Raw genomic sequence first — 25335 nt, 5'->3', positions numbered from 1 at the left:
CCTACTCCGCGGGCACGCGCGGCATCGCCGCGCTGAGTTGGCTCGGGCCCGGCTGGGCCGGTGCGGCACGGACGGCAGCTGGCGGCGCCCCTCGGGCTGCCTGCGCAGCGCCACGCTGGCGGCGCTCGAGATCGCGCGAAAGATGCTGCAGGATTTCGCCCGAGGCATCCGAAAGCGTCGCACGGTAACCGGTGATCGCGCGGGCAAAGACATTATAGATGATCACGGCCGGGATCGCCGCGACCAGGCCGATGGCGGTCGCCAGCAGCGCTTCGGCGATGCCGGGCGCGACGACCGCGAGATTCGTCGTCTTGGCCTGGCTGATGCCGATGAATGAATTCATGATGCCCCAGACCGTGCCGAACAGGCCGACGAAGGGCGCAGTCGAGCCGATCGTAGCGAGAAGGCCGGTACCGCGCGCCATCGAGCGCCCTGCCCGCGCCTCGATCCGCGACAGGGCAATGGAGACGCGCTCCTTGATGCCGTCATCGCCGAGGTCGATCGAGCGGCGGGTTTCGGCGAGCGCCGCGCCGAGCAGCACGCCGACGGAGCCGCGCAGCTTGCCGCCCTTGCCACCGATTGCAGCCGCGGCCTCGCTCAGGCTGTCGGCCGCCTCAAGCCGGCGCAAAGCCCGCACCGCCCCGGTCTTCGCGGCGCCCAACTCCAGAACCTTGGCCAGCCAGATCGTCCAGGTCACCACAGAGGCGAACGCCAACCCCACCATCACCACCTTCACGACGATGTCGGCAGCCATGAACATCCCCCATGGCGAGAGATCATGCGGCAGGCCGGTCGTCGTCGCGGGCAGCGTCGTTGCCGCGGTCGGATGTGCAGCCGAGGGCGGCGCGATGCCGAGCTGGGGCAGCGCCGGAGGAAGCGCATTCATCGGCGCAACCAGCGCAGGGCCATTGCCTTGCGCCGGAGCGGCACCATTGGAGGGAGCCGCCGTGCCGGCAGGTGGCGACGCTGGCTGGCTCGGCTCGGCTGGAGCCACGGATTGAGGCGGCGCGGTTTGAGCCTGTGCCGGAACGAGCACGGCAGCCTGGCCGAGCAAGAGCAGGCTCATGGCCAGCACAGCGGAGCGCAGCGCGCGCATCATCGCTCCGTCCAGCCCGGCTTGCCTGCGCGGCGCCGATACCGGGCACTCGCTGCTAGCGTCGGCCCGGAGCCCTACCGGCATGGCTTGCGGCAAAGCTGCGAGCTTGCGGGGCACCATGGCTTCCTCCTTGGAATCATTACAAAAAACAGCTTGCAACCGCCTTGCTGCATGTGCGATACGCCTCTTCCAACTGCCCCGCCATGTCAAGGCCAACAGGACATCGCGGCGATGGCGATCGCGCCCGGGCGGACTTTCCAGCGTCACGCTCTCATCAGTGATCGAGCGGCGGAAATGTCAGCTCCAGCAGGGCGCTGGGCATGCAAAAATAGATCGCGCCGGTGCTGCGCGGAGGGCAGCCTTGCCCCCAACGCAGATCGGCCGCGCATTGCGCGGCCGATGACAAGATCAACAATGCGAAGCCTGGTGCGGCTCAGTCGGCGCTCGCCGCCAGATAGATCGCCGCTATCTTTTCGACCCCGGCGAGATCGGCGGCATCGAAGCGGGCCACCTTCGGGCTGTCGAGATCGATGACGCCGATGACTTCGCCATCTCGGATCAAAGGCACGACGAGTTCGGAGCGCGACGCCGCATCGCAGGCGATATGCCCCGGAAAGGCATGGACATCCTCGACGAGGACCGACTGCTTGCGCGCAGCGGCTGCCCCGCACACACCGCGCCCGACGGGAATACGCACGCAGGCCGGCTGGCCCTGAAACGGTCCGAGCACGAGTTCACCCTCACGCAGGATATAGAATCCCGCCCAGTTGAGGTCGGGCATCATCTGGAACAGCAGCGCCGACGTGTTGGCGGCGTTGGCGATCGAATCGCGCTCTCCCGCCAGCAAGGCCTCCAGCTGCGACGACAATTGGCGGTAGAACTCCACCTTGTCGGCGCTCTCGATCACTTGAGCCTGAAACATCGTCGCTCCCAACTGCAAACCGCCCTGCGGGCCTGCCCGCTCTTAGCACCCCTTCCGGATGACGCCCATCGCGCCGCCGCCGTGTCGCCATGATCCAAACGGGGTCAAGATCGATCGCGTTGAATTGCAGCCGGACGACGAAGCGCAACAGCGGCTGTTGAATGCAGGCGACTGCCTATCCGCCCGGCGGATTACCGTCTTTCGCAACCAGCACTGCGATTCCAGCCGCGCTATGCGCGGGCCTGAGCGATATCATGAAACGCGCCAACCGATACCTGGCCCAGGCCAGCAGCAACGGCAGGAGCGGAGCGTCCTGGTTAGCCTTTTGCATGACGCGCTCCTCAAACTCGGTCGGGAACGGCTCGCTATGCCCCACTGGACCCTAATGCCCACGCCACGCGTGGGCATCAGACTTCGCATGGCGATACTCTTCGCCGCCTCGCAATCCTCGAAGATTTCGCGTAGCGGAAAGAGAGAAATACCTTCCGGCACCGCCATCTCTCTGCGGGGCACGTTACGCTCGCCCAGTATTTAATCAAATCACCAATCGAAGAGCGACATCGAAAACTTCGGTGAGAATATATCCGACAACAGTTCCTCGCCCTACGGTTGACCTCCGGGCCACCCCGAGTCAGCCGCAACCACCTCGAAGGTGCCAAGCTTCGTCCGGCGTTCATTCTGATCCGGCAAGTGCGACAACTCACGATCATTGCGTCAGATCCTCTACGCATCGACCATGGGTTCGGTTTCATAACCAGGCTGCGATTTTTGCTCGGCGGCGCTGAAAGACCCCTTCCCTTTTCGCTTCAGCGATCGCCTCCCTCGTTCAGCAGCCGGCCGCTTGCGGCGACACCGACGAGCAGTAATGCGACAATCAGGAAGGCGATCGACAGGCTGCTGCCATGAGCCACGAAGCCGATCGCGGCCGGGCCGGCCAGAATGCCGGCATAGCCGAGCGTAGAGATCGCGGGCACGGCGACATGCTCCGGCATGACCTTCTGCCGGCCGACCGCGCTGTAGAGCACCGGCACGATATTCGCGCAGCCGGCCCCGACAAGCGCATAACCGGCAAGTCCGACGATCCACGATTGGCCCAGCGTTGCGAGCGCGAGACCCGCCGCGGCGCAGAGCGCGCCCAGCGCGATCACGGTGCTCGGCCTGATGCTCCGAACCAAGCGGTCCCCGGTCAATCGCCCGATCGTCATGGTCGTCGCAAAGGCTGCGTAGCCGAGGCCGGCATAGGCCGGATCGACGCCATGCACGGAGTTGAGAAACACGGCGCTCCAGTCGAGCACGGCGCCTTCCGTCAGGAACATCACGAAGCAAAGGATGCCGATGAACAGAACGATGCCGTGCGGCACGGCAAAGGCCGGCCCATCTCCGGTCGCGCCGTAAGGGAGAAGATCGGGCGCCGCTCGAAACAGCGCCGCAAGGATGAGCACGACGACGCCCAGCGAGGCCAGCAGCGGCGAAGCGCCCAGCATCAGCGCGACGCTGACACCGCCCGCACCGGCAATGCCGCCGACACTGAACAACCCGTGGAAACCCGACATCATGGCGCGCCCGCTCGCACGCTCGACGATCACAGCCTGGATGTTGACCGTGCAGTCGAGCGAGCCGACGCCAGCGCCGAAGACGAAAAGCACCAGACCCAGCAGGACAAGGTCCGAGACGACCGCCAGCAGCGGCAGAGTCAGGCAGATCACCAACGTGGCGACCACCAGTACGCGCCGGCAGCCGAAGCGCGCCGCGAGCCCGCCGGCCACGGGCATGGCGATTATCGAGCCCGCGCCGAGGCACAGCAGAAGCAGGCCCAGCGCTCCGTCCTCGATGCCGGCGCGGGCCTTGGCGAATGGCACCAGCGGCGCCCATGCCGCCGTGCCGAAGCCGGCGATGAAGAAGGCTATGCGCGTCGAAACCTGTTCGGGCCGGCCAGGCTCCGATGTCGCGATCGTCTCCGCCAAGCTCATCGATTGATCCATCTGTACTCGCATGCGTACTCGGGCTGCGGTTGTGGCAGCGCAAGCCCGCCCCGCATAGCGCGGTGACGCAGTGGCGCCTTGCATATCGATGACGCCAGGGAGTGATCAGCGGAATGGCGGGCGAGGACGCATGTCATCGCCGCTGGACTTCGCGGTGAAAACATATTGCACTGCTCCGCGAAGAACTGCCGCCGAATGCGGGCAGATATGCAAGTTTGCTTCGCGAGACATGATGCCCAAGCCCTTCCCGCCCCAGAGAAGCCCGCTCGACAGCTTCGATCTGGCCATTCTCGAGATCCTGCAGCGCGACAACACGACGCCCCAGCGCGTGATCGGCGAGGCCGTCAATCTCTCGGCTCCGGCCGTCCAGCGTCGGATCAAGCGAATGGAGGAGGACGGCGTCATCAGGGCCAATGTCGCGCTGGTCGACCCCGACCGGGTCGGGCAATCGATCACCATCTTCGTCCAGGTCGAGATGATCAGCGAGACGGCCGACGAGATCGACGCTGCAAAGCGCGAATTCCTGGCCGCGCGCGAGATTCAGCAATGCTATTACGTGACCGGCGAGGCCGATTTCGTCCTTGTCGTCATGGTCGCGACCATGGCCGACTATGAGGCGCTGACCCGGCGCCTGTTCTTCGGCAACAACAACGTCAAGAAATTCCGCACCTTCGTCGCGATGGATCGAGTCAAGGTCGGGCTGACGGTGCCATTGGAGCGCTGATTGCATCAGCGGACCACCATCGACGAATAGCCCTTGCGGTGGTCGGACTATCGTGACGGACAGGATATAGCAGATGAACGACGCCTCACCGATCCGCTCAGCCAGCGCCCCTGCCACCCGGCCGGCTTTCGCGCGCTGGCTCGCCACGACCAACGACGTCACGCGCACGTTCCTGTCGGCCGGGCGGATTCCGGGGCTGATCAACATGGCCGGCGGCCTGCCGGCGCCCGAAACCTATCCCGCCGCCGAACTCGCCGCGCTTGCACAGCAGGCCATCGCGCAGCACCCTCAAGATACATTGGGCTACGGTCCGATCGAAGGATTGCCTGACCTGCGCGATGCGCTGGCGGCTCGTTTCAGCACGCCGACGCTCCGGCTCAGCCGCGACAATGTCCTGATCACGACAAGCGGGATGCAGGGGCTGGACCTGATCGGCAAGGTTCTCCTCGAACAAGGCGGACTGATCGCCGGGCAGTTCCCGACCTATCTCGGCGCGCTTGACGCCTGGAAGCCGCACAGCCCGCGCTTCCGCAACCTCCGCTTCGACGAGCCGGATTTCGATCCTCTCGCAGCGCTGGCGGGCGCGCAGTTCGCCTACACGGTTCCGAATTTCTCGAACCCGACGGGCAGGCTCGTGGGCCTGCCGATGCGCCACGCGCTCGTCGATGCCGCGCATGCCACCGGAACCTGGCTGGTCGAGGACGATCCCTACGGCACCCTGCATTACGACGCCGCGCCTCTGCCCCGCATGATCGAACTCTCCGGCCTGAAAGGGCACGGCGCGAGCTACGATGGACCGATCGTCTATATGGGTACGCTCTCGAAGGAGATCGCGCCGGGACTACGTATCGGCTGGGTGATCGCCGCGCCCGAGATGATCGGCGCGCTGACCATGGCCAAGCAGGGCTCGGATATGTGCACCAGCGGCGTCACCCAGCGCATTGCGCTGGCGGCGCTGGAAAGCGGGCTCGTCGAGCGCATGCAGCCCGTCATCGTGAACCTCTATCGCGAACGCCGCGACGCGCTCTGCACCGCCCTCGCGGAACATCTGGAGGACTGGTTCGCGTGGGAGGTGCCCGTCGGCGGCATGTTCGTCTGGGCGGTGGCACGCGATCCCCTGCTCGACACCGATCGGCTGTTGCCGCTCGCCATAGAGGCGGGCGTCTGCATCACGCCGAGCAGCGTGTTCGACGCGTCGGGACAATATCGCCGCGCCATACGCATCAACTTCACCCTCAACCCGCCGGACCGCCTCGCCGAAGGCGTCAGGCGCTTGGCCGGGGCGGTCCAGATGATGTCACGGCAAAGAAGCTGATCGGCGCAGGCAATCGACGTTCAAGCCATGACCGAGCGCGATCTCAATGGCTGTGGCGAGTGCCTGCCGAGATCGTTCCGCGCTTTCATCGCAAAGGTGCCACGCCGACCATGACGCGCCTGCTCCTGATCAACCCGAACACGAATGCAGCGACGACGGCGACGATGCGCGCCATCGCGCAGGCCGCCGCTCCCAAGAACGTTATCGTCGAGGCCATGAGCGCGCCTTATGGCGTCCCGCTGATCACAACGGAAGATGCGCTTTCGGCAGCGGCCAAGGCCGTGCAGGCGCTGGCGGGAGCGATCGCGGCCACGCCCCCTGACGGCGTCATCGTCTCGGCCTTCGGCGATCCCGGCCTCGCGGCCCTGCGGCTTCGCCTGTCCTGCCCCGTCACCGGCATCGCCGAGGCCGCCATGCGGGAGGCCGGGGCCGGCGGGCGCCCCTTCGCCATCGTCACCACCACGCCGGATCTGGTCGGTTCGATCATGGCGACGGCGCGCGCCTATGGGCATGGCGACACGATGCGCGGCGTCGCCCTGACCGAGGGCGACGTCCACGCCCTCATGGCCGATCACGACCTGCTGGTCGAGGCGCTCGCAAAGGCCTGTACCGACGCGATCGACAGGCTCGGCGCCAAGGCGCTCGTCATCGGCGGCGGGCCTCTGGGTCAAGCCGCCCAGGCGCTGGCGGGACGCTTCCCCGTGTCCGTCATCGCGCCCATCCCTGCGGCCATGCGACTGGCCTTGCACCGGCTGGCTTGACCCAAGGCTGTGCCTCGGTCATTGGGCGCATGCATGCCGCTGCTGGCCCTCGTCGGCGAACTCTGCATGTTGGATTCGTAAGACTCGCGAAATTTGCAAGACCTGGAATTCGCAAGGCCCTGATCTGAACGGCTGGTCGGAGATGCCGGCAGCCCTCAACCCAGCAGCCGCAGCCGCGTGATCCGGCTCGGATTGGTCTCTGCCAGCAGGATATCGCCTTCCGGCGTACCGAAGATGCCGTGCGCGCCGTTGAGGAACGGCCGGCAGCGGCCGAGCCGCTCGCCATTGGGCCCGATTTTCTGCAGGCTCGGCACCATGTCGGTGACATAGGCGTTGCCCTCGGCATCGCCCCACAACGCAACCGGCTGATAGAAATCGCCCCAGCTCTGGAGGTGCCGACCCTCGCGATCGAAGACCTGAACCCGGTTCAGCGTGCGGTCGACCACGACGACGCGGCCATCCGCAAAAGTCCAGATCGCGTGCGGCCAACCAAACTGTCCATCGTCCGAGCCATGACTGCCCCAGCCACCGAGCAGCACGCCATCAGCGGAAAAGCGATGAACCCGGCTCGCAGCATAACCGTCGCAGACATAGATTTCGCCCCAGGCCGAAACATGGACATCGGTCGGATGGTTGAAGGGCGACAGCGGTTCGCCCCGCTTGCCAAGGCCAGACAAACGTTCGCCACCGGCGGAAAAGATGATGACCTCGTGCATATCGCGGTCGACCGCGAGGACCCGCCCCGCCGCGTCGAGGGTCAGCATATGGGAATCGGCGATGGTCGTGCCGCCCCAGCCGCGGAGATAAGCACCATCAGGCGACAGCTCGACGATTCGCGGATCATTGGACTGCGTCAGCGGGTCGTGCCGCAGCATCACGAAGACATGGCCGCGCGGATCTATCGCGACATCGGTGACGAACCCGCTGTTCTCAGGCCAGGAGCCAAAAGGGCGCTCCACGCGATAGCGCCTGCCTCCCAGCGCGACGATGAGTTCATGCAAAGCCAAAACCTGTCCCCCATGCCAGCTGTCCGGCATCATCTTCGACCGCTTTGAACCCTCCGCATAGAGCAGGCCGAAGCTGTCCTTGAGCCATGGCAAATAATCGGCGACGCGCCCGCCATCCGGTCGTTGCCGCGAGGGAGGCGTTTCCACATGATGGGCCTGCGCTCCCCTTCTCGCTCCACCATCTCATCACATGACGCCCGGCGTCTGACAGCCAGGCCCGCGGTTTGCTATGGCTGATGCCCGTTCTCCGCCTTTGCGCCCGCCGCGATGGAAACCAGAGCCATGCCCGAAACCTTCACGCCCTGGCCCGCTTTGGCCGAAATCGCCGAGTCCGTCCGCTCGGGCCGGACCACGGCCAAGGCGCTGGCCGACGAAGCTCTGCGCCGCATCGACAGGCTCGACGGTCCGCTCAACGCCTTCGTCTCGGTCGATCCGGCAGACGTCGCCGCCCGCGCCAGGGCCGTGGACGCTCGCGTTGCGAACGGCGAATCCCTGCCGCTCGCGGGAGTGCCGGTCGCCATCAAGGACAATATCTGGGTCAAGGGCCGGCGGATCACGCAAGGCTCGAACCTGTTCAAGGATTTCATCGCGCCGGAGGATGCGATCGCGGTGGCTCGCCTCGTCGCTGCGGGCGCAGTCATCGTCGGAATCGCCAACACCTCGGAATTCGCGGCGAAGGGCCAGACGACCAATCTGCTGCACGGTGCGACGCGCCATCCGCTGAACCCTGCGCTGACACCGGGAGGCTCGTCAGGCGGACCGGTCGCTGCGGTCGCGAGCGGCATGGTCCCCTTCGCGCTTGGAACCGATGCAGGCGGATCGAGCCGTCGCCCGCCGGCTCATACCGGCCTCGTCGGCTTCAAACCCTCCTTCGGCGCACTCCCCTATGGGCCGGGCTTTGAAGAACCCTTCTTCGGCATCTCCTGCAGCTGCCCGATCGCCCGCACTGTCGAAGACGCAGCACTGGCATTCGAGACCATGGCAGGCTCCGCGGCTGGCGATCCCCACTCCGCCATCGTCGAGGCGGCGGGACCGATCGACCGCGCCTCCCTGACCCTCGCCTACAGCCCGAAATGGGGGCTCGACGTGCCCGTCGACGGCGAGGTGTCAGCCAGCATGGCGCGCTGTGTCGCAACCCTGCGCGACGCAGGATTTCGCATCGTCGAGCGCGATCCGCTATGGCCCGCCTGCGCGGCGGAGGCTGGGCTCAACCCTCTCCAGCATGCCGGGCTCGCCGCTCTTTACGGCGAGGCCTGGCGCCAGGCCCCTGCCCTGATCGATCCCGATCTCGGTGCTCAGATCGCGGCAGGCTTCGACTATACCGGACTGGACGTGGCGAAGGCGCTCCTGCTGTCGGAGGCCGTCGCCTGGCACGCCGCGCGCTTCTTCTCGGAAACCGCGATCGATGCGCTGATCGGCCCGACCACGCCCTGCACGGCGTGGCCGGTCGACAGGCTCGGTCCCGAGATGATCGACGGCGTCAAGGTCGGCCCGCGCGGCCACGCTGTCTTCACGCCGCTGTTCAACCATTCGCGCCAGCCGGCGATCTCGATCCCCTGCGGCATCGACAGTGCAGGCCTGCCCATCGGCCTCCAGATCGTCATGCCGCGATTGAAGGACCGGAGGCTTCTCGCCTTGGCGGCAGCGATAGAGGCGGTGCTGTCCCATTGAGAAAGCGCCGCCCTCTGTGCAGCGCTATGCCGCGTCCGAGAGCACCGGCAGCCGGGCAACGATGACCGTGCCAGCTTCGGTCAAATGCAGCGTGAGAGCTCCGTCCAGGGCTCTCAGCCGCTCGCGCATGCCGGATATTCCGACCCCCTCACGGATGTCGCGGCGCATGGATCCGACGGTTCGGCCCGTGCCTATCCCGTCATCCTCCACGCGAAATTCAAGGACCCCCTTATCGTCCATGCCAAGATACAACGCGACATTCTGGGCGCTGGCGTGACGATGCACATTGGTGAGCGCTTCCTGGGCGATGCGGAAGAACGCAAGCTCAGTCTCAGGCGCAAAGCGCCGCTCTTCGATCTCGGTTGCGATCGTCAGGCATAGCCTGACATTGGTCCGGCGCTGGAAGCCGTCGACGAGCCAGCGCAGCGCATTTGGCAGCCCTGCCTCGTCGAGCATGGGCGGATGAAGCAGGTAGGAAACCCCTCTGATCTCCTTCTGCGTGCTTTCGATGAAGTCCCGGCTTCTCTGCAGATGACCGTGCCAGGCCCCCTTCATGGGCGACAAGGCGTCGGCGGCCAGCTTGATCTCGAGGCTGGCCGCCAGAAGATTCTGCGCAGCGGAATCATGAAGTTCGCGTGCCATATGGCGCCGCTCCTGATCCTGCCTTTGCAGCAGCCGCGCCGTCAGATCGCGCAGGGACATCATCATGTGCCGCTGTCTGGCGGTGTTGCGCACGCTGCCGATCACGGCCTTGGGGTCGCCTCCCGCGCCTGACACGGCAATCATTCGCAGATCCCAGTAGCTGCCCGAATTCCCGAGCGGCCCGACCTGGTGCTCGGCTTTCAGCAACTCTGCGGACAACACGGCGCGCCGGTAACTTTTGATCAGAAATTCGGCCTCTTCAGCATTAAAAATGCAACGAACACATTTTCCGATCATCAAATCGTTCTTAATTCCAAAAAGAAACTCGCTATTCAGATTGATATCGGCAAAATATACGTCCCCATCGGCATTCTCTGAAAGCAGGAATATACAATCAGGTGTATTCTGGAACAGGCTTTTATAGCGGACATTGCTTCTTGCCAGCTCCGTTACGGCAGCTCCGAGCTCCGATACTTTCGTCTGCGCCAGACGCAAAACGATGAACAGAGCAGTCGAGCCGAGCAGTATCAGCGCCAGAAGAGGCGAAATGCGGCCGATCCAATCCCTGTACACGGAAGAAAATCCGTGGGCGGCGAATGCATAGACCTCATAATCTCCCACTGAACTGAAGGCCACCATCTGGATCTGTCCGGACGAATCCGGCACCTCGACATATCCGCCGCTCCTGGCCTCCTTGACGGCATGCCGCAAGCGCATCCCGAGTTCGGTCTCGTTCATTTCGCTGGAAGGCACGGCGTTGCTCATGACCAGCATCTTGTCGGAATATTTGATCAGACCAATCTTCTCGGCATTGGACTGTGACACCATTCGCAGGGACTTGAGAATATCTCCCCGGTCGAGAGACAGGAACGCGACACCCATAAACTGACCGCGGCCATCGGTTATTTTCTTGCTGACCGGAATCGTAAGTTTATTGTTGATCTTGAATACGATCGGCTCTCCAAGATAAAAATCATTACCACCACCAGAAGCGTGATAAGAAAAATAATCCCTATTCTTGATATTTATCGAAGCGCCCCGGTAGTTCGAAGCAATAAAAACATCGCCGTTTTTATCAGACAGAGCGACAATATCACTGAATGACAAAGTCTCTTCTATTTTTGTTATTCTTTTAATATACTTTAATTTATCAGATTCGGTATAATTTAACGTATATTCCGAAATCTCAGACAGTATCGCCTCGCTGCCCTGCAGGATTTTAAGGCTTTGCTCCGCGGCCATCGCTGCCGTCCGGGCAAGCCTCTGGCGAGTTTCGTCGATCGCCCGGCGGTAACTCGACAGAACAATCGCAATAGAAATAACCGCAGGAACAATGACCGCCAAAATCAGCGCAACACGAAGTGTCAGCGCCAGCCGCCCGCGCTCTGCGAGACTTCCCTGTGTCGGACCGCGAAACGTGTCTGCCAAGAGAGTTCACTCAAATTGAAACAGGTGCGGCTACAGGTACATTGTGAAATATCTGCTTGACGATTGCTGTCGGGCGGAAGCCTATTGCAGAACGCGTCTCAGCGAAACCCCTCGGACTGCCGCAGATTTCACCTGAGCCGGCGTCATTCAAATGACTGAGGGTTCCTGAAAGTTCGCTCCGCTCGACTGCTCGGCTACGCCGTCGACCAATATCGCCTCAAATGGAGCAGCCGATGCCGCCTGCGGCCCGTCCTACACGGTCTCCCGGCCTCACCTAGGGGTTTCGGCAGGTGGCCAGAACCGGCTGGACGTTTAAAATGGCCATGCAAGCCCGGCATTGAGGATCGGCGCAGATCGCCACCCAGCGAGGGGTACCTAGTGTGATAGCCTCACCCACTGGTCATGAAAATGGCTCTCGCCTGGGAAACGCAACCGTGACGCGCGTCTTGATAGTGGACGATCATGAGATCGTGCGGCGCGGCGTACGCTCCGTCGTGGAAAGCCGCTCGGGCTGGCAGGTCGTCGCCGAAGCCAATGACGGTCGCGAAGCCCTTGGCCTCGCAGTCGAGCACAAGCCCGACATCGCCATTCTCGACTATTCGCTCCCCACCATGAACGGTGCGCAGCTGACGCGCCGAATCCGGACCGAGTCCCCCGCTACGCAAATCCTGATCTTCACCATGCATGACAGCGATGTGCTGGTGCGTGAGGTTTTGACGGCCGGCGCGCGCGGGTTCCTCCTGAAATCAGATGCTGACCGCCAGTTGCTGGCAGCGCTTGACGCATTGGCGCGCCGCCAACCCTATTTTACCGGCCAGATCAACGAGTCGCTGCTGAAGCTCTATCTGGCCCAACCCGCCGAACAGGGCGAGGTCGGCATTCTCACGCCGCGCGAGCGCGAGGTCGTACAGCTCATCGCCGAGGGCAACTCCAGCAAGGAGGCCAGCCGCGTCCTGAATATCAGCCTCAAGACCGTCGAAACGCATCGCGCCTCGGTGATGCACAAGCTCAATCTCGAAACCACCGCCGCGCTGGTGCGCTACGCCATCCGCAACAAGCTCGTCGAGGCCTGACTTCGAGCACGCCTGCGGGGTTCGCCGGTGATGCCCCAGGGTTTCCCCCGATACCGCTCCGCGGCGCCCTTTCCGACAATCGAAAACGCTTGGCTGCCGTTCTCGACCGGCCGTCTGGCGCGCACTGCCTGCGTGCAGGCGCTTCAGTTCTTCAACCGCTCAAAACATGGATGGCCGACGATGAAAACTGGAGCCCGCACCACAGCCATTGCCGCCCTTTCTATTCTGCCGCTTCTCGCGGTCGCGTCTCCCGCTTCGGCCTCCCCCGAACGGCTGCAGGGAGCCTGGGTGAATAGCGGGATTTCCTGCGACAAGGCCTTCGTCAAACGCAATGGCCGGTTGACCCTCAACAAGAATGTCGGCGATTCATTGCCGGGTTTCCTGGTAAGCGGAAAGCATGTGCGCGGAACCGGCGCGTCCTGCGACCTGATCTCATCCAAGCAGAGCGGCGATGTCTGGACATTTCTCCTCGGCTGCGACGAGGGGGTCATCTTCGACACGATGAGCGTCTCGCTCCGCTTCAAGGACGATAACACGCTCGTGCGCTTCAGCCCCGATTTTCCCGAGGTCGAGACGACATACAACCGCTGTGACCGCTGACGGGCAGCGCTGGGCATCAGCCCGCGCGGGCATCGAATGGCTATGCCCAAGATCATGATTCAACAGATGAGGAGCCGGCTCGACAACGTTGTTTTCTGGGTGATTTCGGAATGACGCGACTGTCTTGCCGCTCCTGAGAATAAAACACTGAGACCGTCCGGGTTTTGCCGGATAGAGGAGCGTCCATCAACGCCATAGGCTCTCGGCATGTCACCGACCGATCTTGCCTCGCAAGCAATAGAAGAGCCGGCACAGAAGCTCGCCGCGCAGACCGACACCATGGTCTGGATTCCCGGCGGAACCTTCAGGATGGGCTCCGACAAGCACTACCCGGAAGAAGCGCCGGCCCATCGCGTCAGCGTCGACGGCTTCTGGATTCAGCCGACGCCGGTGACGAACCGCCAGTTCCGCGCCTTCGTCGAGGCGACCGGCCACGAAACCTTCGCCGAAATCGCGCCCGACCCAAAGGATTATCCAGGCGCCAAGCCCCAGATGCTCAAGGCGGGATCGCTCGTCTTTCGTCCCCCCGGTCGGCCTGTCGATCTGCGCGACTGGAGCAATTGGTGGAACTTCGAATTCGGCACGAACTGGCGCCGCCCCTATGGCCGGAACTCGACCAATCGCGGCCTTGACGACCACCCGGTCGTCCATGTCGCCTATCGGGACGCCCTCGCTTACGCCAACTGGATCGGTGCCGATCTCGCCACCGAGGCGGAATGGGAGTTCGCGGCGCGCGGCGGCCTCGACGAGGCGGAGTTCGCCTGGGGTGACACCGGGCTGAACCCCGACGGCCGCGAGATGGCCAATATCTGGCAGGGCCAGTTCCCCAACGAGAATCTGACGCTGGACGGCTATGAGCGGACCTCGCCGGTCGGCTCGTTCCCCGCCAATGGCTACGGCCTTTACGACATGATCGGCAATGTCTGGGAGTGGACGAGCGATTTCTTCGCGCCGCGCCATACCGACGAGCCGGCCAAGGCCTGCTGCATCCCGAAAAACCCGCGCGGCGCGGCCGAGGCTGCGAGCTTCGACCCACGGCAACCGCAGATCCGGATTCCGCGCCGCGTGATCAAGGGCGGCTCGTTTCTCTGTGCCCCGAATTACTGCCGGCGCTACCGGCCGGCGGCTCGCCATGCCGAGCCGGTCGACACCTCAACCTGCCATCTGGGCTTTCGCTGCGTCGTGAGGCCAGCCGAAGCCGAGAAAACCTGAGCCGCGTCTTGGAACTGGGCGCAAGTCCAACTGGGCGCAAGTCGCCCGCAGCTGAAGAGGAGCCTGCCATGATAGTGCAGCCAAGTCTCGACCGCATGGAGGGGCCGCCACCTGTGCCTCAGCAATCGTTGCGACGGCGTCTGTTGCTAGCCTGCGCCGCCTTGGCTGCGGTGGTGACGGCCGGGGCGCTCGACCTCTCTACACCTGCCTACGCGCAAACCACCCCGGCACCGGCGGGCAAGCCCAATATTCTCGTGATATTCGGCGATGACGTCGGCCAGTCGAATATCAGCGCCTACACGCATGGGCTGGTCGGCTACAAGACGCCCAATATCGACCGCATCGCCAAGGAAGGCATGCTGTTCACGGACTATTACGCCGAGAACAGTTGCACCGCGGGGCGTTCGACCTTCATCACCGGACAGTCCTGCCTGCGCACAGGCCTGTGCAAGGTCGGCATTCCCGGGGCTCCGGTCGGACTGCAGAAGGGCGACATCACCATCGCCCAAGCTCTCAAGCCGCTCGGCTACGCCACCGGCCAGTTCGGTAAGAATCATCTCGGTGACAAGGACGAGTATCTCCCGACCAATCATGGCTTCGACGAATTTTTCGGCAACCTCTACCATCTCAATGCGGAGGAGGAGCCGGAACGGCCCTATTGGCCGAAGGACGATCCAGCCTTCATCAAGGCAATGTCGCCGCGTGGCGTGCTCAAGGCTTCGGCTGACGGAAAGATCGAGGATACCGGGCCGCTGAACCGCAAGCGCATGGAAACGGTCGACGACGAGACCACCAGCGCTGCGATCGACTTCATGCAGCGCCAGGCGCGGGCCAACAAGCCCTTCTACACCTGGATGAACTTCACCCGCATGCACATCTTTACGCATGTGCGGCCGGAGTTTCGCGGCAAGAGCGGTATGCCGGGCAACGAATATGCCGATGGCATGTGGGAAATGGACCAGAATGTCGGCAAGTTGCTGAAGATGCTCGAGGATCTCGGCATCGCCAACAACACGATCGTCATCTTCACCACCGACAATGGTCCCAACCTGTTCACCTGGCCGGACGCGGCGACGACGCCCTTCCGCTCGGAGAAGGACACCAACTGGGAAGGTGCCTTCCGCGTGCCCGCGATGATCCGCTGGCCCGGCCAGGTTAAGCCCGGCGAGATCAACAACGGCATCGTCTCCGGCCTCGACTGGTTCCCGACGCTGCTCGCTGCCGCCGGCGACAAGGATGTGAAGGAACGCCTGCTCAAGGGCTGGCAGCCGCAGGGCAACGCCGTCACCTTCCGCAACCATCTCGATGGCTTCAACCAGCTCGATTTCATTACGGGCAAGACCGACAAGAGCGCGCGTAACGAGTATTTTTACTTCAATGACGACGGCGGGCTCGTCGCGATGCGTCAAGGCAACTTCAAGTTCGTCTTCGAGAAACAGGATCAGCAGGGCCAGATGGATATCTGGGCGCATCCGTTCACGCCTCTGCGCGTGCCCAAGATGTTCAACCTGCGGATGGACCCCTACGAGCATGCCGAGATTTCCGGCAGCGGCTACGATCAATGGCGGGTCGAGAACGCTTATGTGATCGGCCTGGCGCAGATGAAGGCCGGAGCATTCCTCGAGACCTTCGTCGAGTATCCGCCCAGCCAGCGCCCGGCGAGCTTCAGCATCGAAGGCATCCGCAGGGCCGTCGACCGGAAGATCGACGAATCCTTCAAGAAGCGCGGTCTGGAGTGATCGCCTAGGCCCGCCATACCACCAGCCGGCGCCGCAAGGCGCCGGCTGTATCTCCCGCCAAAAGCCACACAGTCGGAAACCGGCATGAGCATGGGAACTGGAGCCCTGAAACGGCACCGACACAGCGCAAATCTGGCGCCGCGGGCCAGCTCTGCGACCAGGGCCACCCTCGCACTGCCGGCCAGCCTGCTCTTCCTCTCCGGCATCGCCGCCCTGATCTTCCAGGTGATCTGGATCAGGCAGCTCTCTCTCGTCGTCGGCGTCGAGGTCTATGCCGTGACGACCGGCATCAGCGCCTTCTTCGCCGGCCTTGCGATCGGCGGCTTCGCCTTCGGCCGCATCGCCGACCGCACGTCCCGACCTCTGCGCCTCTATGCGGCGCTCGAAGGCGGCGTTGCCGTTCTCGCGATCGCCACAACCATCGGCCTGGCGCATGCCGGCTCGCTCTTTGCGCGTTTGGAGCTGACAACGCCATTGCTCGCCTGGGCCATGGTCTTCGTTCTGGTTGGCCTTCCCGCCATCCTGATGGGCGGCACGCTGCCGGCCCTGACGCGCTTCGCTGCCGCCGGACGCGGACATGTCGGCGAAATCGGCGGAAGGCTTTACGCGGCCAACACGGCCGGTGCCATCGCGGGCGCCCTGCTCGCGTCCTTCGTGGCGATTCCGCTGGCCGGCATGCGTGGCTCAGCCTTCGCAGCCGCCGCAATCTGCTTCGTCGCCGCGCTCGCGGCACTTGCCATCGGCTACAACAAGCAGGTCGCTCCGGCCACGACCGCCAAGCCGGAGCACTCCAGCCTCTCGCGTTCGGCTTTTCTGGCGATCGTCCTCTATGCGCTCGCAGGCGGCATCGCACTTGGCTACGAGGTCGTCTGGTCGCAGACCATCGTGCCCTTCATGAGCACGCGCAGCTTCGCCTTCTCCGTCCTGCTCGCAACCTATCTCACAGGCCTCGCGCTCGGCGCCGCGATATTTGCCCGCGCAGCAGACCGGATCGAACGACCGTGGAGCGTGTTCGGCTTGCTCATCGCCGGCGCGGGCTTATCCGCCATTCTCGCCATCGCCTCGCTCGGCCCCTGGCTATTCCAGCTTCAGGGACTGGCGGAGGCCTTGATGCTGAAGCTGACCGACAGCGCCTTTGCTGGGATGTGCGCCCGTTTCGCCGTCGCCGCGATCTGCATCGTCCTGCCGACGACCCTGTTCCTCGGCGCAGCCTTCCCTGCCGCTCTCCGGCTGATTGTCGATCCCGATCATGTCGGGCGCGATCTCGGCTCGATCATCGCCCTGAATACGCTCGGCGGCATCCTCGGCACCATCCTCACCGGCTTCGTGCTGGTTCCGGCGCTGGGTCTCGTCAACAGCCTCGCCGTGCTAGCTATCGCCGCGGCGCTGGTGGGAGCTGTGGCGGCGTTACGGGATCGGCAGGATGGCTCCAGGGCCTGGCTGGCGCCGCTCGCGGTCGGTCTCGCCGCCTGCGCCACCGCCGCTCTCACGCCCTCCGACAAGCTCGCTTCCCTGCTGCCCGGCGCGCGCGGCGCAAAGCTCGCCTTCTACGATGAGGGGCTGGGCGGCACGGTCGCGGTCGTCGAGCGCAGCTCGGGCCGAAACCAGTTCCGCCGCCTCTACATCCAGGGCGTCTCCAATTCCGGCGATGCGATGCCCTCGCTCCGCTATATGCGGCTGCAGGCCCTGCTGCCGCTGATCATCCACAATCGCGAACCGAAATCGGCGCTGGTGATCGGCTTCGGCACCGGCATCACAGCGGGCGCACTTTTGACCTATCCCGGGCTCGAGCGTCGTGTCGTCGCCGAACTCCTGCCCGGCGTCATCCGTGCCGCGCCGCAATTCTCGGGGAGCTTCTCGGCGGCCTCCGATCCCCGTCTCGACATCCGCCTGCGCGACGGCCGCCGCGAATTGCTGCGCAGCGAGGATCGCTACGACCTGATCACGCTCGAACCACCGCCGCCCTCTGCCGCGGGTGTGGCGAACCTCTACTCCAGCGACTTCTACGCTCTGGCACGGTCGCGGCTCGGCGAAGGCGGGATCGTCGCACAATGGCTGCCTTTGCCCACGCAAAACGACGAGGATACGCGCTCTCTGGTGCGCAGCTTCCTCGACGTCTTCCCGCATGCCTCGCTCTGGACGACCGAATTGCACGAGATGCTGCTGGTCGGATCGCTTGCGCCGATGGAGCTGGATCTGGCCCGGATCACTGCGCGGTTCTCACAGCCGGAGGTCGCGAAGGCGCTTGCCGATGTCGGCGTCACCTCGCCGGCCGCACTGCTTGCCACCTTCCTCACGGATCGTCCGGGACTGGAGCGCTATGCCGGATCGGCCGATCCCGTAACCGACGACGATCCACGCATCGAATATGCGACCTGGGTCCGCAAGCTGGAACTGACCCGAGTCCTGCCACATCTGCTGCGACTGCAGGTCGAACCGCCAATTCGCGGAGCCGACGATGCGTTCCGTGCGGCGCTGGCGAGCGAGCGCCGCAACCTCCTGGCTTTCTACGGCGGCGGCCTCGCCGCCTATGAAGGCGACCGGGCGCGCTGGGGGCGGCAGATGCGGCGCGTCGTCGAAGCGGACGGCGCCAACCCCTACTACCGCTGGTTCACTGGAGGCCCGCGCGAATGATAATATTGGCGGCAGGACGAATGGCATGAGCGCACGCGACGACATCCTGCAACTCAAGGCGCGCATGGGCGAATCGATCATCGGGCAGGATGCGATGGTCGAGCGCTTGCTGCTCGGCCTGCTCAGCAACGGCAACCTGCTCGTCGAGGGCCTGCCGGGCCTGGCAAAGACTCGCGCGATCAAGAGCCTGGCGAAGAACCTCGATGCGCAGCTTTCGCGCATCCAGTTCACGCCGGATCTGCTGCCCTCCGATATCACCGGCTCGGAGATCTACGCCTCGGACGGCGGCAAGAGCGAATTCAAGTTCCAGCCCGGCCCGGTCTTCGCCAATCTCGTCCTGGCCGACGAGGTCAACCGTGCCCCGGCCAAGGTGCAGGCGGCGCTGCTGGAAGCGATGGAGGAACGGCAGGTCACGGTCGGAGGCACGAGCCATAAATTGCCCGATCTCTTCCTGGTCATGGCAACCCAGAACCCGATCGAGCAGGAAGGCACCTATCCGCTGCCGGAAGCGCAGATGGACCGCTTCATCATGCATGTGCAGGTCGGCTATACCGACGAGAAATCCGAGGCCGCGATCATGCGGCTGGTCAGGAGCGAGGAAACGGCGGCCAAGGGCAAAGATGCCCCGAAGGTCGCGAAGCTGGAGCCGCAGGCGGTATTCGATGCCCGCGCCGAGATCGGCAAGGTCAATCTCGCCGAGGCGGTCGAGACCTATATCGTCGCGCTGGTTTTCGCGACGCGCTATCCCGACAAGCTCGACAAGGAACTCGCCAGCTGGATCCAGGTCGGTGTCAGCCCTCGCGCCTCGCTCGCGCTCGACAAGGTCTCGCGGGCCTATGCCTGGCTGGAAGGCCGCGACTACGTCACCCCTGATGACATCAAGCACATCGTGCACGACGTCTTCCGCCATCGCCTGATCCTGTCCTACGAGGCGCACGCCGCCGGCATCACCGCCGATCAGGTGATCGACCGCATCGTCACGCTGGTGGCGGTCGCATGAGCGCGGCCGGCCTCGGACAGCGCCTCGCCGCGCTGGGCCGCGCAGTCGGCGTCCGCTCGACCGCACCAGCCGCGCCGGAAGCACGACGCGGCGCCTACAGCTCGATCAGCGAGCTCGCGGCGCTGGAAAGCGCGGCGCGCGATTTTAGCTTCCTGCACCGCCAGCCCAATCGCAGCCTGCTCGCAGGGCGACATGGCTCGCGCATCCGGGGGCGCGGCCTCGCATTCGAGGAACTGCGCCAGTACCTGCCCGGCGACGATATCCGCACCATCGACTGGCGCGTCACCGCCCGCACCGGCAAGCCTTTCGTCAGGGTCTATGCCGAAGACAAGGACCGCCCGTCCTTGCTCGTCGTCGACCAGCGCATGAACATGTTCTTCGGCAGCCGCCGAGCCTTGAAATCGGTCGCGGCCGCCGAAGCCGCGGCGCTCTGCGCCTGGCGCCTGCTGGCACAGGGCGACAGGGTCGGCGGCTTCGTCTTCAACGACACCAGGATCGACGAGGAGCGCCCGCATCGCAGCCGCGAGGCCGTGATGCGCCTGCTCGATAACGTTTCGCGCCAGAACGGCGAACTGCACGCCGGTGCAAGTGCCGCCCGTGGCTCCGCGCAACTCGACGCCGTGCTCGAAGCTGCGTCGCAAACGGCAAAGCACGATCATCTCGTCATCATCGTCAGCGATCTCGAGGGCAACGGCCCCCATACCCGCGACCTGCTGCTGCGGCTGGCGACGCGCAACGATGTCGTGCTGCTGCTGATCTACGATCCCTTCCTGCTGCATCTGCCCGAGACGGGCGATATCGTCGTCAGCGACGGCGAGTTGCAGGTCGAACTCGGCTTCGGAACCAGCCGGCAACGCAAGAGCCTCGCCTCCTTTGTCGATGCCCGCGTCGAGGAAATCCTGAACTATCAGCGCGAGATCGGCGTCACGGTCCTGCCGCTATCCTCAGCCGAGGAGGTCGCGCCGCAGATCAAGCGTCTGCTCGGGCAGGCCGTCTGGCAGCAGAGAAGGCGCTGACCATGGCCGATCCCGCTCCCGAACTCGATTCTGCAACGCGCGCCGCCCTTCGGGGGCTGTCCGACATCGTGCAACCCGCACCTGTCTCCTGGCTGCCGCAGACCTGGGGCTGGGCCGTCCTTGCCGTTGCGCTGCTGCTGCTGGCGGGTTGGGCGCTGCTGCGCTGGCGGCGGCATTACCTGGCCAACCGCTACCGGCGCGAGGCGCTGGCGGAACTATCCGCGATCGAAACCCGATTGGGCGAGGACATGCCGGGCGCCATCACCGCCATGGCGGCCCTGCTCAAGCGCACCGCGCTGGCCGCCTGGCCGCGCAGCGCCGTCGCCACATTGTCAGGTGCGCAATGGGTGGCGTTCCTGCGGCAAAGCGGCGGCCCTGCCGGTATCCCAGACAACGCCGCCGCCATCCTCGACGACCGCGAATACCGTCAGCCGACTGCCACGACCACGGATGAGGCGGCCGGCTTTGCCCGCGCCTTGCGACGCTGGATCGAGGAGCACCGTGTATCAGCTTGAATACCCATGGTTGCTGCTGGTGCTGCCGCTGCCTTTGCTGGTCTGGTGGCTGACGCCGCCTTTTCGCGAGGAGACGGCTTCGGTCAGGCTGGCCTTCTTCAGCGAGGTCTCGCAGGCAGCCGGCGTCAAGCCCACGGCAGGCGCGGTCATTCCGAAGACCAACTGGGTCCAGAAGCTGCTGGCGCCGCTCTGCTGGGGCCTCGTCGTGCTGGCATTGGCGCGGCCGCAATTCGTCGAGCCACCGATCGAGAAGATCCAGCCGGCGCGTGACCTTCTGCTGGCGTTGGACCTTTCGCAATCCATGGATACGCGCGATTTCCGCAGCCCCTCTGGCGCAATGATCCCACGCGTCGAAGCTGTCAGGAATGTTGTGGCCGACTTCGTCAAACGCCGCAGCGGCGACCGCATCGGCCTGATCGCTTTCGGCGATGCGCCCTACCCGCTAGCGCCTTTCACCCTGGATCACGACACGGTGCTCGCCATGATCGCGGCGATGGTGCCCGGCATGGCGGGCCCGCGCACGGCGCTCGGCGATGCCGTCGGCCTCGGCATCAAGATGTTCTCAGACAGCAAGGCGCAGGAAAAGGTGCTCGTCGTGCTGACGGACGGCAACGACACCGCCAGCAAGATGCCGCCCGCCCGCGCCGCCGATATCGCCAAACAGTCGGGCGTGCTGGTCCATACCGTCGGCATCGGCGACCCCAAGGCCAGCGGCGAGGACAGGCTCGACGCAACGGTCCTGGAAGCCATCGCCAAGGCGACAGGCGGCCGCTATTTCTTCGGCCAGGACGAGGCCGCCCTGCGCGAGATCTACGCGACCCTCGACGCCATCACGCCTGCCAACCAGAAGACACTGTCCTGGCGGCCCAAGCACGAGCTCTTCCATTATCCGCTCGGCGCCGCCATCGCCCTGCTGCTCGCCTATCAGCTGATCATGGCGTCGCTCAGCCTGCTCCAGAAACTGCGGCGCGCGCGCCGGCACGAAAGGAGCGTCGCATGATCGGCGCGTTCCATTTCCTGCGTCCGGAATGGCTCTGGCCCATTCTCGCCGCCGCCCTGCTGGCCTGGCTGGTCGCGCGGATCGAGGATGCCCGGTCGCGCTGGCGCGGCCTGATCGCGCCGCATCTGCTCGACCATCTCATCGTCCAGAAGCAGAGCCGCCTGCGCATCCGGCCGGTCCATCTGACGATCGCGCTGATCGTCCTTGGAGCGATCGCCGCCGCCGGGCCGACCTGGGACCATGAGCGTTCGCCATTCGTCGAAGACAAGGCCCCGCTGGCCATCGCGATCGACCTGTCGCCAACGATGGATGCGATCGACATCTCGCCGAGTCGGCTGGAGCGGGCCAAGCTCAAGGTCCGCGACCTGTTGAAGCTGAGGCCGGGCGCACGCACCGCGATCTTCGCCTATGGCGGCTCGGCCCATCTCGTTCTGCCGCTGACCGATGACGCCAATCTGATCCAGACCTATGTCGACGCGCTCGCGACCCGCATCATGCCGGTCTCAGGTGCGGGAGCCGCCAAGGACACGGCCAAGGCGGTGGCGGTCGTCGAGGCCGCGCTGGCGCGTGAGGAGACACCGGGCACGATCCTGCTGATGACCGACGGCGTCGAGCCCAGAGCGCATGACGCGCTCAAGGGCCGCAACGGTCGCAACGAGCTGATGCTGCTTGCTTTTGGAACCGCCGAGGGCGGCCCGGTGCGCACCGGTCAGGACCAGTTTCTCACGAATGCGACCGGTGCTCGGGTGTTTTCGAAACTCGACCTCGCCGACCTCCGCAAGCTGAAGAGCGAGGCCGGGCTCGCTCTGGCAACCGTGACGCCTGACGATGCCGATATGCGTTGGATCGCGCGCAGCGCGCAGTCCCACCTCGAACAGCAGCAGGCCAAGCCCGATGGCCAGGAGCGCTGGCGCGACATGGGCTGGTGGCTGGTGCTGCCGATAGCGGTGCTCTCGGCGCTGTGGTTCCGACGCGGCTGGACAATCAGCTGGGGGGCGCTGGCGCTGCTGTTCATGGTGATGGCCGCACCGGAGCGCGCGCAGGCTGCCGAACTCCGCTTCGCCGATCTCTGGCTGACGCCCGACCAGCAAGGGAGACTGGCCTTCGATCGCAAGGATTACGACGCCGCCGCCTCGCATTTCGCCAATCCGTTCTGGAAAGGCGTCGCGGCCTATCGTGCCGGCCGGTTCGAGGACGCTGTCGATGCCTTCGCCCGCATCGACAGCGCCGAAAGCTATTACAATCAGGGCAATGCGCTGGCCCAGCTCGGCAAGCTGCCGGAAGCCGCCGCGAGCTATGGCGAGGCGCTGAAGCGACGCGCGAGCTGGACCGAGGCGAAGCACAACCTCGACATCGTCCAGACGCTGATCGACGCGAGGAAGAAGGATGACGAGCAGCAGGCGCAGGACCCGACCTTCAAGGCCGACGAAGTCCAGTTCGACGACAAGGCCAAGCAAGGCAAGCGCGGCGAGGTTCCCGCCGGCCAGCAGACGACCGAAATGTGGATGCGCAACATCCAGACGACGCCGACCGATCTCCTGGCGCGACGCTTCGCGATCGAAGCGCGGGGCGCAACACCATGATCAGGCGCTGGGTCATAAACGCCATCGTTTTTGTCGTGGCCTGCCTCGCCCCTCTGGCCGCCGCGCGCGCAGCAGGCGAGCCTTTCGTCCGTGTCGAGGTTGAGACGCCACAGCCCGTCGCCGTTGGCCAGCAGGTCAAGATCAATATCAGCGTGTTCGTGCCGAATTATTTCCTGTCGGCCCCGCAATTCCCGCTCTTCGACCTGCCCGGCGCCATCGTGACGCTGCCGGATCAGGGCAGCCTCAATCTGAACGACACGATCGGTGGAGAAAGCTTCGCCGGCATCCAGCGGACCTATGTGATCACGCCGCAGCAGGCAGGCGCGCTGACATTGCCCCCGGCCCATATCAGCTTCACCTATGCCGCAACGCCGGGCCAGCGGACCGATGGGTCGGTGACGTTGCCGCCGCAGGCAATTTCGGTGCGGATACCGCCGGGAGCCGAGGGCGCCCTGCTGGCATCGGATCTGAGGATGACGCAGTCGCTGGATCGCGATCCAGCCGGCTTGAAGACCGGCGACACGCTCACACGGACGATCGTCATCGCCGCCAGCGGCATCCAGGCGATGATGATCCCCCCGCCGATTTTCGCGCCTGTCGATGGCGTCACGCTCTATCCACAGCAACCCGTCCTTCAGGATGAATCGCGCGACCGTGCCGGCCTCGTCGGCGCCACCCGCACAGACAAGATGGTCTACCGCTTCGACAGATCCGGCGACTACCTGCTGCCGGCACTGACGGTCGACTGGTTCGATCCCGTCACCGGCAAACGCGCCAGGGCGAGCGCTCCCGAGGTTTCCGCCAAGGTCGCAATGACCGCGGCCTTCAAGACCGAAATCGCGCCTGACATCCCGGTTCCGGCCGAGCCTGCCCCGGGTCTGACGGCATCGGGCTGGATTAGGCTTGTCGCAACCGCGATCGGCGTCCTCGGCATCACCGCGCTGGCGGCTTTCCTGTTCCCGCGTTGCCGCCTGGCGGTCATGGCGTGGCGCGACCGCCAGCGCGAAACAGAGGCGGCCTATTTCGCGCGCCTTCGGGAGGCCTGCCACGGCAACGATCGCAAGGTTGTCTATCGCGCCCTCGATGCATGGGCGCGACGGGCCCATGCGCTCTCAGCCTCTGACTGGGTCAGACAGAATGGCAGCGATGAGTTGAGGCGCAGTTTCGGCGGTCTCGAGCGCGAGTTGTTCGGATCGACGCCCGAAACGCAGCCATGGCAGGCGAAGCCTCTCCTCTCGGCCTTGATCGCCTCACGCCGAACCTGGCTGCGCCACAAAAACCCGCAGGCACGGGCGCTCTCGGCGCTGCCGGCATTGAACCCTTGAGCTCCCGCGAATTTTGGATCGACCCACAGCCGTCTTGCGGGTTTTCCCGGATGCATGAACACCAACGCAGCACCTACCCTCATCATCGAC

The 25335-nt window shown here is 64.8% G+C and carries 20 protein-coding genes; 15 read left to right on the top strand and 5 right to left on the bottom strand.

Translation table 11 applies throughout. The features are described 5' to 3' along the window. Position 1: 1 nt before the first annotated feature. The 3 genes from exbB to C4S73_RS04830 all read right to left on the bottom strand — a co-directional run bounded on the left by exbB (position 2) and on the right by C4S73_RS04830 (position 3988). The gene (gene exbB / locus C4S73_RS04845; RefSeq protein WP_425290320.1) at positions 2 to 1099 is read right to left on the bottom strand and encodes a tonB-system energizer ExbB; all 1098 of its coding nucleotides are present in this window, start codon (positions 1097 to 1099) and stop codon (positions 2 to 4) included. A gap of 430 nt (positions 1100 to 1529) precedes the next feature. Next, a complete protein-coding gene (locus C4S73_RS04840; RefSeq protein ID WP_103871373.1) occupies positions 1530 to 2018 on the bottom strand; it encodes a GAF domain-containing protein in 489 nt (162 codons plus the stop codon). Between the two features lie 806 nt (positions 2019 to 2824). Next, positions 2825 to 3988 (bottom strand): MFS transporter, encoded by a 1164-nt coding sequence (locus tag C4S73_RS04830; RefSeq protein ID WP_103871818.1) that lies wholly within the window; start codon positions 3986 to 3988, stop codon positions 2825 to 2827. Between the two features lie 241 nt (positions 3989 to 4229). Between C4S73_RS04830 and C4S73_RS04825 the strand changes: the two genes are divergently transcribed. The 3 genes from C4S73_RS04825 (at position 4230) to C4S73_RS04815 (ending at position 6800) form a co-directional block, all read left to right on the top strand. After that, on the top strand, positions 4230 to 4724 hold the full coding sequence (locus C4S73_RS04825) for an Lrp/AsnC family transcriptional regulator (protein WP_425290313.1): 495 nt from the start codon (positions 4230 to 4232) through the stop codon (positions 4722 to 4724). A 73-nt stretch (positions 4725 to 4797) separates the two neighbouring features. Continuing rightward, positions 4798 to 6039: an aminotransferase-like domain-containing protein gene (locus C4S73_RS04820; protein ID WP_103871371.1), complete on the top strand. Its 1242-nt coding sequence runs from the start codon at positions 4798 to 4800 to the stop codon at positions 6037 to 6039. 110 nt (positions 6040 to 6149) lie between these two features. Beyond that, positions 6150 to 6800 (top strand): aspartate/glutamate racemase family protein, encoded by a 651-nt coding sequence (locus tag C4S73_RS04815; protein ID WP_103871816.1) that lies wholly within the window; start codon positions 6150 to 6152, stop codon positions 6798 to 6800. Positions 6801 to 6955: 155 nt separating this feature from the next. Here C4S73_RS04815 and C4S73_RS04810 read toward each other — a convergent pair whose 3' ends face one another. Then, positions 6956 to 7954 carry an NHL repeat-containing protein gene (locus C4S73_RS04810; RefSeq protein ID WP_200827928.1) on the bottom strand — a complete coding sequence of 333 codons (999 nt, stop codon included), beginning with the start codon at positions 7952 to 7954 and terminating at the stop codon, positions 6956 to 6958. Positions 7955 to 8089: 135 nt separating this feature from the next. Here C4S73_RS04810 and C4S73_RS04805 point away from each other — a divergent pair, with 135 nt between their 5' ends. Further along, a complete protein-coding gene (locus C4S73_RS04805; protein ID WP_103871370.1) occupies positions 8090 to 9478 on the top strand; it encodes an amidase in 1389 nt (462 codons plus the stop codon). Between the two features lie 24 nt (positions 9479 to 9502). On the opposite strand, the gene C4S73_RS04800 is transcribed toward C4S73_RS04805, so the two are convergent. Continuing rightward, the gene (locus tag C4S73_RS04800; protein WP_146071278.1) at positions 9503 to 11548 is read right to left on the bottom strand and encodes a histidine kinase; all 2046 of its coding nucleotides are present in this window, start codon (positions 11546 to 11548) and stop codon (positions 9503 to 9505) included. A gap of 434 nt (positions 11549 to 11982) precedes the next feature. Between C4S73_RS04800 and C4S73_RS04795 the strand changes: the two genes are divergently transcribed. From C4S73_RS04795 to C4S73_RS04745, 11 genes are all read left to right on the top strand, one after another. After that, a complete protein-coding gene (locus C4S73_RS04795; RefSeq protein WP_103871368.1) occupies positions 11983 to 12621 on the top strand; it encodes a response regulator in 639 nt (212 codons plus the stop codon). A 132-nt stretch (positions 12622 to 12753) separates the two neighbouring features. Beyond that, on the top strand, positions 12754 to 13221 hold the full coding sequence (locus C4S73_RS04790) for a hypothetical protein (RefSeq protein WP_146071277.1): 468 nt from the start codon (positions 12754 to 12756) through the stop codon (positions 13219 to 13221). Positions 13222 to 13500: 279 nt separating this feature from the next. Next, positions 13501 to 14433, top strand: a complete 933-nt coding sequence (locus C4S73_RS04785) for a formylglycine-generating enzyme family protein (RefSeq protein ID WP_103871814.1) — start codon at positions 13501 to 13503, stop codon at positions 14431 to 14433. Between the two features lie 95 nt (positions 14434 to 14528). Continuing rightward, positions 14529 to 16172: an arylsulfatase gene (locus C4S73_RS04780; protein ID WP_103871366.1), complete on the top strand. Its 1644-nt coding sequence runs from the start codon at positions 14529 to 14531 to the stop codon at positions 16170 to 16172. Positions 16173 to 16256: 84 nt separating this feature from the next. Then, the gene (locus tag C4S73_RS04775) at positions 16257 to 18806 is read left to right on the top strand and encodes a fused MFS/spermidine synthase (RefSeq protein ID WP_244595439.1); all 2550 of its coding nucleotides are present in this window, start codon (positions 16257 to 16259) and stop codon (positions 18804 to 18806) included. 25 nt (positions 18807 to 18831) lie between these two features. After that, on the top strand, positions 18832 to 19806 hold the full coding sequence (locus tag C4S73_RS04770) for an AAA family ATPase (RefSeq protein WP_103871364.1): 975 nt from the start codon (positions 18832 to 18834) through the stop codon (positions 19804 to 19806). Next, positions 19803 to 20822, top strand: a complete 1020-nt coding sequence (locus tag C4S73_RS04765) for a DUF58 domain-containing protein (RefSeq protein ID WP_103871363.1) — start codon at positions 19803 to 19805, stop codon at positions 20820 to 20822. Before C4S73_RS04770 ends, C4S73_RS04765 begins: the two co-directional genes overlap by 4 nt. 2 nt (positions 20823 to 20824) lie before the next feature. Further along, on the top strand, positions 20825 to 21337 hold the full coding sequence (locus C4S73_RS04760) for a DUF4381 domain-containing protein (protein ID WP_103871362.1): 513 nt from the start codon (positions 20825 to 20827) through the stop codon (positions 21335 to 21337). After that, a complete protein-coding gene (locus tag C4S73_RS04755) occupies positions 21324 to 22337 on the top strand; it encodes a vWA domain-containing protein (RefSeq protein WP_103871361.1) in 1014 nt (337 codons plus the stop codon). Before C4S73_RS04760 ends, C4S73_RS04755 begins: the two co-directional genes overlap by 14 nt. Then, positions 22334 to 23920: a VWA domain-containing protein gene (locus C4S73_RS04750; protein ID WP_103871360.1), complete on the top strand. Its 1587-nt coding sequence runs from the start codon at positions 22334 to 22336 to the stop codon at positions 23918 to 23920. The genes C4S73_RS04755 and C4S73_RS04750 overlap by 4 nt, the downstream gene beginning before the upstream one ends. Then, entirely contained in the window at positions 23917 to 25245 is a 1329-nt protein-coding gene (locus C4S73_RS04745) for a BatD family protein (RefSeq protein ID WP_103871359.1), read from the top strand. Before C4S73_RS04750 ends, C4S73_RS04745 begins: the two co-directional genes overlap by 4 nt. The last annotated feature ends 90 nt before the right edge of the window (positions 25246 to 25335 follow it).

It is taken from the genome of Allobosea lathyri, from assembly GCF_900108245.1.
Lineage (GTDB): Bacteria > Pseudomonadota > Alphaproteobacteria > Rhizobiales > Beijerinckiaceae > Allobosea > Allobosea lathyri.
This window is presented reverse-complemented; position numbering and strand designations above follow the sequence as displayed.

What these genes read in the sequence shown, in the direction of transcription:
- C4S73_RS04760 (WP_103871362.1), top strand. Translation starts at nt 20,825, where the DNA reads ATGGCCGATCCCGCTCCCGAACTCGATTCTGCAACGCGCGCCGCCCTT.
- C4S73_RS04820 (WP_103871371.1), top strand. Translation starts at nt 4,798, where the DNA reads ATGAACGACGCCTCACCGATCCGCTCAGCCAGCGCCCCTGCCACCCGG.
- C4S73_RS04765 (WP_103871363.1), top strand. Translation starts at nt 19,803, where the DNA reads ATGAGCGCGGCCGGCCTCGGACAGCGCCTCGCCGCGCTGGGCCGCGCA.
- C4S73_RS04825 (WP_425290313.1), top strand. Translation starts at nt 4,230, where the DNA reads ATGATGCCCAAGCCCTTCCCGCCCCAGAGAAGCCCGCTCGACAGCTTC.
- C4S73_RS04750 (WP_103871360.1), top strand. Translation starts at nt 22,334, where the DNA reads ATGATCGGCGCGTTCCATTTCCTGCGTCCGGAATGGCTCTGGCCCATT.
- C4S73_RS04840 (WP_103871373.1), bottom strand. Translation starts at nt 2,018, where the DNA reads ATGTTTCAGGCTCAAGTGATCGAGAGCGCCGACAAGGTGGAGTTCTAC.
- C4S73_RS04815 (WP_103871816.1), top strand. Translation starts at nt 6,150, where the DNA reads ATGACGCGCCTGCTCCTGATCAACCCGAACACGAATGCAGCGACGACG.
- C4S73_RS04780 (WP_103871366.1), top strand. Translation starts at nt 14,529, where the DNA reads ATGGAGGGGCCGCCACCTGTGCCTCAGCAATCGTTGCGACGGCGTCTG.
- C4S73_RS04770 (WP_103871364.1), top strand. Translation starts at nt 18,832, where the DNA reads ATGAGCGCACGCGACGACATCCTGCAACTCAAGGCGCGCATGGGCGAA.
- C4S73_RS04785 (WP_103871814.1), top strand. Translation starts at nt 13,501, where the DNA reads ATGGTCTGGATTCCCGGCGGAACCTTCAGGATGGGCTCCGACAAGCAC.
- C4S73_RS04775 (WP_244595439.1), top strand. Translation starts at nt 16,257, where the DNA reads ATGAGCATGGGAACTGGAGCCCTGAAACGGCACCGACACAGCGCAAAT.
- C4S73_RS04830 (WP_103871818.1), bottom strand. Translation starts at nt 3,988, where the DNA reads ATGAGCTTGGCGGAGACGATCGCGACATCGGAGCCTGGCCGGCCCGAA.
- C4S73_RS04745 (WP_103871359.1), top strand. Translation starts at nt 23,917, where the DNA reads ATGATCAGGCGCTGGGTCATAAACGCCATCGTTTTTGTCGTGGCCTGC.
- C4S73_RS04805 (WP_103871370.1), top strand. Translation starts at nt 8,090, where the DNA reads ATGCCCGAAACCTTCACGCCCTGGCCCGCTTTGGCCGAAATCGCCGAG.
- exbB (WP_425290320.1), bottom strand. Translation starts at nt 1,099, where the DNA reads ATGATGCGCGCGCTGCGCTCCGCTGTGCTGGCCATGAGCCTGCTCTTG.